The sequence below is a fragment of the Aeromonas sp. HMWF016 genome (assembly GCF_963878195.1).
Classification (GTDB): domain Bacteria; phylum Pseudomonadota; class Gammaproteobacteria; order Enterobacterales; family Aeromonadaceae; genus Aeromonas; species Aeromonas lacus.
Window position 1 is genome coordinate 1 of record NZ_CAWNWX010000059.1, and the last position, 1,306, is coordinate 1,306.

Annotated in this window: 2 protein-coding genes; both read right to left on the minus strand. The window is 61.1% G+C overall.

All coding sequences use genetic code 11. The features are described from left to right. Positions 1-719: endonuclease/exonuclease/phosphatase family protein (locus AACS24_RS08490; protein WP_146181476.1), on the minus strand; the 719-nt coding region annotated here is incomplete at its 3' end. Between the two features lie 80 nt (positions 720-799). Beyond that, positions 800-1,306, minus strand: a 507-nt coding sequence (locus AACS24_RS08495; protein WP_339373336.1) for an ATP-binding cassette domain-containing protein, incomplete at its 5' end; no start/stop codon positions are given.

A 1,306-nucleotide genomic window follows, 5' to 3' on the forward strand; every position in this document is an offset into this window, starting at 1 on the left:
ATCAGGAAGTGAATGACCTCTTCTCCCTTGTCAGTCTTGATCCGCACCGGCACGTCAGCATGGTTCTTGGAAGAGAGCGGGTACTTCTGCCACACCTCATCGGCATACCAGACATCGCCGCACTGACGGCTGGCCGGGATCTTGGCATTGGGGTTGTTGCAGTCATCGATGACTGGGTTCTTCTCGCCCGGCATATCCTTCCACTTGAAGTGCTGGAAGGTGCGGATCTGCTTGGTGTCGATGGGATATCTGGACATCACCGCAAAGGCGTACTGGCCGTGATAGTTGCCAAAGCCCCAGGCATCGTCGGGGCCGCTGTTGACCTTGCCGTCGAGGTTGAGGTCGTAGCCACTCATCAGGCCGGTATTGGTGGCGAAGTTTTGCAGCACCGGATAGCTGATGGCCGTCACTTCGCTGTGCTGGGCGTGGGCCAGATAGTTGTTGTTGAAGGCTTGCAGATCGGTAGTGCTTTCGCCTTTGCCGTCGTTGTCGAACTCGTTGAGCAGGAACACATCCGGACGGGTGCGCTGGATGATCTCCGCCACATTGCGGATCTGCTGCACGTTCAGAGCCTTGGTCTTGTCTGCCCCGTTCAGACTGCCGCCTGCGAGGCGGGCCAGCAGGGCATCCTGCTCGGTGCGGGTCAGCGCCAGCTCACCGGTCAGCATGCCGGCAGCAGTGCGGTCAAAGGCAACATTAAACGTGGCAAAGCGAATCATGTGGGCACCTGCATTGGTTAACAGGTTGCCATTATAGGGGCGTGGCTTCCCTTTCTGGCATATCCCCTCGGAAAAAGCAGCTATACCACCATCGGCAGGCCGCTTTCTGGATGGTGGAGCACCTGAGCCGGATAGCCGTAGAGGCGGGAGATAAGCTCGGGGGTGAGCACTTCGCCCGGCGTGCCATCGGCCATCAGTTTGCCCCGCTCCAGCATCACCAGCCGGTCGGCATAGCGCGCCGCCAGATTGAGATCGTGCAACACCACCAGCACGGCGGTATTGCGGCTGGCCAGCGCCCGCGCCATTGCCAGCAGCTGGTGCTGATATTTCAGGTCGAGCGCCGAAGTGGGCTCGTCGAGCAGCAGCAGCCTTGGTTGTTCCGATTGCTCGGGTGAATCAGGGGCTTGCCAGATCTGGGCCAGTACCCGGGCAAACTGCACCCGCTGCCGCTCGCCGCCGGAGAGGCCGGGATAGAGCCGCTTGGCCAGATGTTCGACCCCGGCATGGGCCATGGCGGCCGCCACTATCTTCTCTTTGCGGCGGGTGGGTTCGCTGTGGGGCAGGCGCCCCATGGCCACCACCTCTTC